The sequence below is a fragment of the Brasilonema bromeliae SPC951 genome (assembly GCF_012912135.1).
GTDB lineage: Bacteria > Cyanobacteriota > Cyanobacteriia > Cyanobacteriales > Nostocaceae > Brasilonema > Brasilonema bromeliae.
In genome coordinates this window covers 1-9,611 of the sequence record NZ_QMEB01000251.1, presented here as the reverse complement: position 1 = coordinate 9,611, position 9,611 = coordinate 1, and the positions used below count along the sequence as shown (strand labels likewise).

General features: G+C 41.6%; 10 protein-coding genes, 1 tRNA gene and 1 pseudogene. 5 read left to right on the top strand and 7 right to left on the bottom strand.

Annotated features, from left to right (window positions below; translation table 11 throughout):
- The first annotated feature begins 68 nt into the window (after positions 1-68).
- Entirely contained in the window at positions 69-1,685 is a 1,617-nt protein-coding gene (locus DP116_RS24120; protein ID WP_246275771.1) for an efflux RND transporter permease subunit, read from the top strand.
- Between the two features lie 388 nt (positions 1,686-2,073).
- Positions 2,074-2,307, top strand: a complete 234-nt coding sequence (locus DP116_RS24115; RefSeq protein WP_169157572.1) for a hypothetical protein — start codon at positions 2,074-2,076, stop codon at positions 2,305-2,307.
- A 455-nt stretch (positions 2,308-2,762) separates the two neighbouring features.
- Here DP116_RS24115 and DP116_RS24110 read toward each other — a convergent pair whose 3' ends face one another.
- Complete coding sequence (locus DP116_RS24110; protein ID WP_169157571.1) at positions 2,763-3,035, bottom strand: DUF3493 domain-containing protein; 273 nt, start codon at positions 3,033-3,035, stop codon at positions 2,763-2,765.
- Between the two features lie 23 nt (positions 3,036-3,058).
- Here DP116_RS24110 and DP116_RS24105 point away from each other — a divergent pair.
- Positions 3,059-3,130, top strand: a tRNA-Thr gene (locus DP116_RS24105).
- 87 nt (positions 3,131-3,217) lie between these two features.
- Here DP116_RS24105 and DP116_RS24100 read toward each other — a convergent pair.
- Positions 3,218-4,252: a GGDEF domain-containing response regulator gene (locus DP116_RS24100; protein ID WP_169157570.1), complete on the bottom strand. Its 1,035-nt coding sequence runs from the start codon at positions 4,250-4,252 to the stop codon at positions 3,218-3,220.
- Positions 4,253-4,914: 662 nt separating this feature from the next.
- Here DP116_RS24100 and DP116_RS24095 point away from each other — a divergent pair.
- The gene (locus tag DP116_RS24095; protein WP_169157569.1) at positions 4,915-5,175 is read left to right on the top strand and encodes a CRR7 family NDH-1 assembly protein; all 261 of its coding nucleotides are present in this window, start codon (positions 4,915-4,917) and stop codon (positions 5,173-5,175) included.
- Between the two features lie 58 nt (positions 5,176-5,233).
- Here DP116_RS24095 and DP116_RS24090 read toward each other — a convergent pair whose 3' ends face one another.
- Positions 5,234-5,782: a DUF2854 domain-containing protein gene (locus DP116_RS24090; RefSeq protein ID WP_169157568.1), complete on the bottom strand. Its 549-nt coding sequence runs from the start codon at positions 5,780-5,782 to the stop codon at positions 5,234-5,236.
- Between the two features lie 437 nt (positions 5,783-6,219).
- Here DP116_RS24090 and DP116_RS24085 point away from each other — a divergent pair, with 437 nt between their 5' ends.
- Complete coding sequence (locus DP116_RS24085; protein ID WP_169157567.1) at positions 6,220-6,399, top strand: hypothetical protein; 180 nt, start codon at positions 6,220-6,222, stop codon at positions 6,397-6,399.
- A gap of 153 nt (positions 6,400-6,552) precedes the next feature.
- Here DP116_RS24085 and DP116_RS24080 read toward each other — a convergent pair whose 3' ends face one another.
- From DP116_RS24080 to mgtE, 4 genes and pseudogenes are all read right to left on the bottom strand, one after another.
- The gene (locus DP116_RS24080; protein ID WP_048871409.1) at positions 6,553-6,960 is read right to left on the bottom strand and encodes a response regulator; all 408 of its coding nucleotides are present in this window, start codon (positions 6,958-6,960) and stop codon (positions 6,553-6,555) included.
- A gap of 586 nt (positions 6,961-7,546) precedes the next feature.
- Positions 7,547-7,885: a photosystem II reaction center protein Psb28 gene (psb28, locus tag DP116_RS24075; protein ID WP_169157566.1), complete on the bottom strand. Its 339-nt coding sequence runs from the start codon at positions 7,883-7,885 to the stop codon at positions 7,547-7,549.
- A 104-nt stretch (positions 7,886-7,989) separates the two neighbouring features.
- Entirely contained in the window at positions 7,990-8,442 is a 453-nt protein-coding gene (gene dtd / locus DP116_RS24070) for a D-aminoacyl-tRNA deacylase (protein WP_169157565.1), read from the bottom strand.
- 268 nt (positions 8,443-8,710) lie between these two features.
- Positions 8,711-9,559, bottom strand: a pseudogene (gene mgtE, locus DP116_RS24065) (magnesium transporter); the annotation flags it as partial.
- Positions 9,560-9,611: the final 52 nt, after the last annotated feature.

Sequence of the window (9,611 nt, the reverse complement as noted above, 5' to 3'; positions counted from 1 at the left end):
GTAAATCTAGTTTCTTGGTTTTTGTTGATTAATTTATTCCTTGGAAGTCCCTTATTGGGGGTTTAGTCTTGACAGGTTGGATTTACCAGACGACTCCCCAAGGGTTTATCCCCGAAGAGGATCAAGGTTATTTCTTTGCGATTGTCGAAGCACCACCAAGCGTATCTCTCAACTACAGCGTTGATCTGGTCAAGAAGATTACTGAAGAAGTCGTAAAACCACTGCCGGAAGTTGAGCATGTTGTCGGAAACGCTGGCTTTGGGTTTGAGGGGAACGCGAGCAACAAGTCGCTGTTTTTCGTGAAGCTTAAAGACTGGGAAGAGCGTCATGGAGGCGAGCATTCAGTCTTTGGCATTCTACAAAAAATTAATAAAGGGTTGCGAGAAAAAATTCCTGGTGCGGTGGCGATCGCCGTCAATGCACCACCCGTAGATGGCTTGGGTAGTACAGGTGGCTTCGAGATGTATATCCAAAACAAACAAGCCCTGCCTATGGAAGCGCTTATCGACAATACCCAAAAGGTGATTGCAGCAGCCCAGAAGCGACCGGAACTAGGAGGTGTCTTTTCTCAATTCACCTTCAATGCTCCGATGATGCAAATTTCCATTGATCGCAACCAAGCCAAAGCACAAAACATCCGAGTCAGTGATATTTTTAGCACCATGCAGACCTACCTGGGTGCAAGCTATATCAACCAATATGTGCTTGGTGGGCGACTGTATCGGGTTTACGCCCAAGCAGAGGGGACAGTGCGTTCTAATCCAGAAGATCTCAGTCGTCTGTACGTACGCTCCCAAAATGGGAATCTCGTTCAACTGAGTTCTTTGGTGCAATTGGAAAGAATTACTTATCCGCCTGTTATCACTCACTACAACGTTTATCCGTCAATCAAAATTCAAGGAGCTCCAGCACCGGGCTATAGTACTGGACAGGCAATTCAAGCAATGGAGGCGATCGCCAACGAAGTTTTACAACCAGGATTTGGCTTTGCTTGGACAGGGACTGCCCTTCAGGAGAAATCCTCTGGCGGTGCAGCACCCATTATTTTTGGTTTAGCTTTTGTCATGGTTTTCTTGGTGTTAGCGGCGCAGTACGAAAGCTACGTCGATCCCACCATCATCATGATTACCGTACCTCTGGCAATCTTGGGTGCGCTTGGTGCAGTCGTGTTCCGTGCCAATCTTTTCCAAACAGGCGGTGTTTGGCCTGTGGTTAACAATAACATCTATGCTCAAGTCGCGCTGGTGATGCTCATTGGTTTGGCAAGTAAGAACGCAATTCTGATTGTGGAATTTGCTAACCAGTCGGTAGAGTTAGGGATGAATATCACTAAGGCTGCAATCCGCGCTTGTGAGGAACGCTTGCGACCGATTCTCATGACTGCTTTTGCTGGTTTAGTTGGTTTCTGGCCCTTGGTGATAGCTTCTGGCGCTGGCGCTATGAGCCGTTGGTCTTTGGGAACAGCGCTGTTTGGCGGTTATCTGATTTCGACAATCTTAAGTTTGTTTTTAGTCCCCGTGCTGTATGTTGTTATTAAAAACCTAGAAGAGCGCTTCTTGAAACCGGGTAAACCTAACAAGCCCAGTTCGCCACAGCATCCAGAGCAGGGTCAGCCGCCTCAGCTTCAACCAGATCAGAAGGAACAAGCACTCCCGACATTTAGGACAACTCCACAAAATGAGTGATACCAAGTTGCAGCGATAACGGGGCAGAAGAAGTTTAAAGTTTGTCTACTAAAGTTTGTCTATGGAGGTCACACAAATGTTCAAACAATGGAATGCAAACGATTGGATAAACCACATTTTGTTTACTATCACTGTTGTGTATCTGTTTTACTCTTTCTTCTTGCACCACTAGTCTAATCAGTTAGCAGTTACCAGTTATCAGTTACCAGTTACCAGTTATCAGTTATCAGTTATCAGTTATCAGTTATCAGTCATCAAGCAATTGATAACTGTTCACTGCGTAGGTAGCTGTTCACTGCGGCTGGTACTGGTAACTGTTCTCCTCAGACAATTTATTTCAGCGCTAATTGTATAGTTTTACCTCATCACAATCTGAGTTTGAGAAATTATGAATATTAAGCTAATCATCTTCTCAGGTGTTATGACTGCTCTTGTCGGTGCAGTTATCGGCTTAGCTGCTGCTCAAATTGGTCAACGTAACTTTAATCAACTTAAATATGAAACTCAGTACTACAAAGATTTGCACAACAGATATGCTTTAATTGGTGCCAGCTTAGGATTCATTATTGGTGTTGGACAAGAATGCGTGCGTGAACTGAAAGCTGATGGAGATGATAAATAAAAGCCTATTAAATCAGGCTGAGTCAGGAGGACTTTTCTTTCTAACTTGTAGAGCAAAAGAAAGTTCTCCAAAGCGTGTTGTTCCTAAAGATGAGTCTTGCCGGAAAACTTTTGAATGAAAATTTTATATTTTATTTGGAAAAAGTGAGAATGAATGAAGATTAAATACAGCTTACTTTGTTTGCTAGTTATCGGCACTACTATACTAGCAATGACTAACTGGAATTTAGCTATGATGGAGATATCAACATTTTTATTAGCTTACTTTTCTAAAGGTATGAGACGCGATACGCGGAGCGTCAAGCCTCCGGCTTATCGCAAAAGCTTGTAATTCATTTCATAAAAGGAAATTCTTAAAATTTTATGCTAAAAATATTTTCAAATTGATTATGAAAAATAATGAATCACCAAGAAAGATAAACTTCAAACACGTGAGAAGTAAACTGTAATCAATTGCTATTTGGGACGTTTTTGTCTACGCTGCTCCCAACGCCAAAGAAAAACCATAATAGCAACCACGCCTATTTGAAGTGCTAAATTCGGCAACGCGCTCTCAACATCACGTCCTGCAAGTAGCTTAGAAAGAAAGATAACTACACCAATAAAACCAGAAGCACCACAAGTAATGTAGATAAATTGCCGTAAGCCACGATAGGGGGCTGTTGCTTCTGCCTTGAGACGGGCGTATTGTTCTGAATTAATACGAGTTTTGTTATTTTGTTGTGTCATAAGCTATAATAATCCGAAGGTATGCCGATGTGGCTCAGTGGTAGAGCAGCTGATTCGTAATCAGCAGGTCACGGGTTCAAATCCCGTCATCGGCTTTTTTAAAAGGAGTTTGCGAAATTTTAGTGAAACTAATTGTTATTTTAATTGTAGTTTGATTATCTCTAGTGTAAAGCTTGAACCGCTCAACATTTCACTTGCTTGAGTATGATGCGATTGCGTCCCTGTGCTTTTGCTTGGTAAAGCGCCTTATCTGCTGCCATACCCAAAGTTGTTAAAGAAGATTCAAAATTGGGGAACGTGGTGGCTACCCCTAAGCTCAAGGTGAGGTAACGGCTAACCTCAGATTCAGAATGATCCATTTGTAATTCCCTGACTCCAGCTTGTATGCTAGCTGCAACGTGAACTGCACCAGCAGCATGAGTGTTAGGCATGATCACAGCAAATTCTTCACCACCGTAACGCGCTACTAAATCCTCATTTCTTTGAGCTAAACGGTTCAAGACAGCAGCAACCTTTTGCAAACAGGCATCTCCAGCAGGGTGACCATATCTATCGTTATAAAGTTTAAAATAGTCGATATCGCATAAAATCAGTGATAAAGGCAGTTGCTCGTGTGCTAAGTTCAACCATTTGGTATTTAAATAGTGGTCAAAGCGCCGACGATTAGCCACTCCAGTTAACCCATCTATATTGACAAGTTCCTGCAAAGCATGGGTAGCAGCCTCAAATTGTTTGTAGAGTTGTGCTTGTTGCAGCAGTCTTCGCACACGCTGACGCAAAACAGCCCAGTGAATAGGCTTGGTGACATAGTCGGTTGCTCCTGCTTCAAAAGCGCGATCCACTGACTCAGGATCGTCCAAGCCAGTAATCATTAATATGGGAGTACTATTCCAAAGTACTGAAATTGCACTAGTGTTCAATGAAGATTCCATCACTGGATTAGCAAGTGTTGAGTTACCAAAATTACTGGATATTTTGCTCAGTTGCTTACAGCATGTAAAGCCGTCCATAATTGGCATGACAGCATCTAGCAAAACTAAATCAGGTTTGACAGATGCGTATACATCTAGACACTGTTTCCCATCACTCACCTCGACGACTCGATAGCCTTCTTTTTCCATAGCTTCACGCAACAGCATTCGCATCGATTTGTCGTCATCAGCCACAAGAATAACAGGAGTTTCTTTGGTCATGAAGAATGGGCTTATGCCTGACATGAGTTGCATTCCATAAGAGCCAAAAATATTAAACAACATATACATTACGGCGTGAAATCATTACGCAATTATCTAACACCGTGACTTGTATAAGTAAGTCAACATTGAAAAACAGAAAATAGAGTCTTTGCGATTACACTAGTCCTAAAGGAATACGCTACTTTGAAGTTGAAGACGTGCCATAGGCATGCCCGCAGCTATCATAAGTCATTTCGTACGCTTCGCCGATTTGAAATTGAGTTTCTAAAAATGGAAGGAAAATTTGGATTTTAGCGTTGGCGAAGATGGCAATCGCCCTATGCCCCAAGATACCAGATGCATCTTGCCCCTAGTTACATCAGGGAGAGAGTTTCCCCAAAAGTTAACCTGTCAAAGAAGGGCAGATCCGCCTTGGTGTTTGCCACGAGCGCTTGTCCCTTAAAATGAGATATTGTTTAGATAATCATATATTTAGTACACCTCAAACTCTGATCAAATCTAGATTTTTGCAATTGTTCTAACTCTCTTGAAAAAGAGCGAACTGGGAGTCATTTGTTACGACTTTGGACAAGCCATAGCCTATATGAAAGATTTCACTAATCATTTAGGATTGTTATATAGGATACTAATTTCACGAATTTATACCTGTCCTTTATCTTAGACTTGATTGGAGTCACTTACTTATGCCAGATTCATTAATGTATCAGCAAGATTACTTTGTCGTTTTAGAAACAAATCAACCAGAACAATTTCTTTCTACTTTAGAGTTATTAGAAAAGCTCAAGGGAATTTTACACAAACTCAAATTTGAGGATTTGCCACCCGATTTGCGATCTTTTGAATCACAAGATGCACAAGCAAAATATCTAATCGACACGAGTTGCGAGTTAGATGTCGGTGCTGGGGAGTATTTACAGTGGTATGCAGTTCGTTTAGAAAAATAAATATGATTCATTAGCTCTGAGTGATTACCAAACAACTCAGAACTAATGTGAATAACAACTACTTTTTAGTAGCAATGAGCGTCAAATCAATTTTTTCTGATTCTGGCTGTGTGACTTTTACCTCTACTCCAGGACCAAAAAAACTGGTCATTTTTTCCTGCTTTTGTTGCCAAACTTCGATTGGTACCGCTGGCGAATCAAATTTCAAAATCAAAGCATAAGCTCCATTAATTTCTGTTTCTTGTAACTCTGTGACGGCTGGTATATCATCATCTGTAGCTCCAAGACCCAGAAATGAGAGCGCTTGGTATAAATGCACGTCTTGACCGTAACGATATCGAGTAATGTCTTGGCGAATTTGATTTTGAGTAGGAGTTGCTTGCTCCTTTCTAAGTGTCAACACTTGTGGCGTCGTCGGTTGACTCAAGGGCACAGGCTTAAGCTCGTTAGCTTTGAGTGCTAATCCTCCTAGTAGAAGAGGGATTCCGTAAAAAAATCCAATAAGATTGAGTGTGGCATTGTCAGCAGCGTAGGCAGCAAAACCAATGATAGTCAAAACACCGCCGATGCTTATACCTAGCGTTCCCAAGGAAATTTGACCTAACATGATTTTAGTTCGTTATGTATTCTTAGTACCATTATTTTTCTATCATCGGTGATAACGAACAAGTTAGGAAGAGCAGCAGTCCATTATCGTAGATTTCAGTAGAACACAAGTGATATTTTTTAACCAAAGGATCGCAAAAAGCAGTAAAAAATGGTACAATAGTTACAATTTGCATAGTCATGCCTGTCTAGCTTGTTGATATGGAGTGCGGTTTTGTCACCCAGTTCCAATTACATAGCAACGACAGCTTGGGCTATAGCGAAGTTAAAAATTGAACTGTTTTTCAAGCTCCAAGATGAAAAGGTTTTGGTCTCGAAGCTGAAACAACAGATAACTATCGTATCACCTGAAACAGTGACAGCGCTATTTGTACCTTTTCAGGCGTTATGCCCAATTGTTATGATGTAAATCTATCAGTTGAAAACAGGAAAATAGCAATGGATGCACAAATTATAAAAGAACGAGTGCTTAAGGTTCAAAGTCAACGAGAGTATTTACTGAGTTTGTTGGAACAGCCAAACTTGGGAACTTTAAGAGTTGACGTGAATCAAGCTCTAGAAGAAATGGACGATCTCATTGATGAATATAGACGCACCTTTCCACAAACAGAAGTTTAGTTAAGTTCCAACAAGGGATACAAATTACAAAAAAAAGCGTCGTCAAACTCTAACTGACAGTTTGACCGACGCTCTTCAAGATCTCCATATTCTCCAGTTCCCAGATACCCAGTTTTATATTTCCCAAGTTTCTTTGCTGTATCATTTATCCAGCTACCAATCATTGGATGAACTTTGTCCTAATTTTCTAACTAGAGCAATAAGTTCTGTTGTTGGGGTTTCTTTTTTGCAAAAAGCATCCAAGCTAGCCAATTCCCTTGTTTCCTGACATTTGTTGTCTTCCACTGAGGAGTAAGCAATAATTTGGGTATTTGGAGCAATAGCTTTAATATGACCAGAAGCACGCCAACCATCCATAACTGGCATATGTAAATCTAGTACTATCACATCAGGGTGATAGCGTTTAACCATTTCTACAGCTTCTTGACCATTGCTGGCTAAACCAACAACTTGAAGATTTTCCTGACCAGAAAAGGCTAACTTTAGGGTTAAACGAGTTAGTTCGTGATCGTCAACCACTAGAACACGTAATGTAGAAGGCTCACAGGACAACATTAACATCCACGTTAGAGTAAAGACGACTTATGATAACCTCTACAGTTTATGAAAATAGTTGGTTACACTTACTCTATCTAATGGTTGAATAACGTCATATTTTCTCATAGCAAAAAATCGAATAATTAAGAAAGACAAAACTTTTTCAAACAATTTAGAATAAGTTATACCAATTTGAAAAAAGAATGCGACACTGTCTGCGTTGAGTCGCAAAAAATTTAGGAACGCATATCGATGCACAGTTCAACGATGGTTAGCAGATGACCAAATAAACGAATTGATGCGGTTGTAAAGTTTAGAATAAGCCCAGAATAGGCATGGGTAATACCAAACTGGGCAGTATTTCGCCTTAACAAACAACTCAACTTGCCCGAAAGGGGATTTCAATGGTACACAGAAATCCAACACGCGCTTGAGTAGGACTTGAGAACTTTCAAAGAATGAAAAATGCCTGAAAACCTCTGTGGAAAAGGCAAATACGTCCAGAGCGGTAAAAGTGTCTAAAACGCAGTTACGATAAGCGTATACACTCAACAATGGTATTCTTTTTCTGGCTTTATACAGTCCGAGTTTGTGTTTGACTCATGACAGTTTAAGATTTCCCGCTGAATTCCAGACCGTTTTCTTCAGCATACCTCTCCATAAACCGCATAAAGCGATCCCACTCATCTTTGGATCTCATCAGATAAATGGCTTCTAATACTTCTGGCTTACCGTTGATGAATTTACCCTTGACTTCGCGAGTGACGATTTCTCCTTCTTCATCAATCATGTACATCCCAGTGATTTCTTCAGTACTCTTACTATCCAAAGCTTGGGGATTTTGGAAGATAAACGTTGCTGTTGAACTGTCACCAGTCTTTGATCGCGTCAGGCGCACCTGTGGAATGACTTCTTCGTTCTTACCTCTGGAAAACTGAATTTGAGCCATGATGAGTGAATTTAAAGTTTTATTATCGTTAGTTTAATATTCTCTCATCATTTCGTACATAGAAGTCTAACGGCTGCTGAGATTTTCTTTTACCGTATAAACCCTTATACTATCTCTCGCTCTAGTAACAAAGTCACAGGACCATCATTCTCTATCGAGACTTGCATCATTGCCCCAAACTCACCTGTTTCCACCCGTAAACCGCTTTCACGCAACTTATCAACAAAGCGATTATACAAATCTTGAGCTACTTTGGGAATCGCTGAACGGTCAAAGGAGGGACGGCGACCTTTGCGACAATCACCATAAAGCGTAAACTGGCTGATGACTAGTAACTCGCCGCCTATCTCTTGTACAGATTTTTCCCAACGCGATTCCTGTTGTTGATCACCAAACAGTCGCAGTTCCAAACATTTACGCACCATCCAATCAAGTTCAGCATCGGTGTCTGTATCGGCAATGCCCACAAGCAAGTTTAGGCCTCGACCAATTTTACCAACAATTTCACCGTTGACGGTCACTTGAGATGATTTGACTCGTTGGATAATAACGCGCATATCTATTTTAGATTTTGAAGTTCTCAAAGAAGAATCCAGGAGGAGGCAGCGCCGTGGGCGGGTTTCCCGACTTGGGGAGCCACTGCGTTGCGGGGGTTCCCCCCGTTGTAGCAAGTGGCGTGCGACTGCCGTTCAGAAGCCAGAATAGGGAACGCTTAACTCTTAACAGGGAACGCTTAACGCTTAACTCTTAACGCTTAACTCTTAACGCTTAACTCTGAATGTTGATTTTTTCTCCTTTTCCTGTCTGCTGACTGCTGAGTTCTTCTTACATTTTTAAAATAACCCGTGCCAAGTTAAAGTAAATCAACACACCCAAAACATCCACGGCTGTGGTGATAAAGGGTGCTGACATCAATGCTGGATCTAAACGGAGTTGGCGGAACAAAAACGGTAGTGCGGAACCAGAGACGGAGGCTAAAATAGAAATAGCTACAAGACTACTTCCGACTGCGATTGCCTACGGCAGAGCTACGCTTAACGCCACCTCCAAATTCTTTTCCAAAAGGAAAGCCCAGAGGGTGGCGATCGTTCCCAGTATTCCTCCCAGTAACGCACCTGCAAGTGCTTCCCGTCCAACAACTTGCAATGGTCCCAAAGCACGAATTTCATCCGTGTTCATCCCGCGAATCACCACTGTGGAAGACTGCGCCCCAACATTACCACCAGTACCAGTTAGCAAGGGGATAAACGCCGCCAGCGTCACCACTTTTGACAAAATATCTTCTTGTGATTTAATAATAGTTCCTGTAACAGTGTTGGTTACAAGTAAGACTAACAACCAGACAACTCGCTTGCGAGCCACTGAAATTATATTCGATTGAAAATAGCTGTCGCCTCCCGATTGTACCCCACCACCCAAGGTGTAGATATCTTCAGTTGTTTCTTCTTGTAAGATATCTATGATATCATCAACGGTGATAATACCAACAAGACGCTGTTCTCGATCCACCACGGGCACAGCAACAAAGTCATATCGTTGTATCATCCTAGCGACTTCTTCTTGATCTGTATCCGTATACACAAACACAACATCTTGAGTCATGACGTTGCCAATCTTTTGCTCAGGTTGAGAAGTGACCAACTCCCGTAGAGACAAAATCCCGGTCAAACGCCGCAAGCTGAATAGCTGGGTGAAAGGCTACTTGCGGGACAGTTTACAAAAATGG